Genomic DNA, 288 nt, shown 5'->3' with positions numbered 1-288 from the left:
TTTCACCTGCTTTTCTCAAAGAAGAAAAGTATTTGGCTCTCCAACACCTAACCAGAACGAGACTACAACTCATTGAACAGTTGACAAGAACAAAACAACACTTTATTGAAAATATTTATTATAAGTGCAATACCTTATCTACTGAAATCAAGAATGAGAGCCTCACAACTTCTCTCTGGTCTAGCACCATTATTTCCTTAATGACTGAAGACTATACCCTCGACGAGTTAGCAACCGTTCCTCTCAACGACCTAGCGGACTTTATCCAAAAATTGGGGAGAGGACGAT

The 288-nt window shown here is 38.9% G+C and carries 1 pseudogene; it reads left to right on the top strand.

Annotated elements, in window-relative coordinates:
• Positions 1 to 288 (top strand): annotated as a pseudogene (locus C1G53_RS12220) (IS110 family transposase); the annotation flags it as partial.

Origin of the sequence: Streptococcus suis (assembly GCF_002960445.1) — a bacterium.
GTDB lineage: Bacteria > Bacillota > Bacilli > Lactobacillales > Streptococcaceae > Streptococcus > Streptococcus hyiners.
This window is presented reverse-complemented; position numbering and strand designations above follow the sequence as displayed.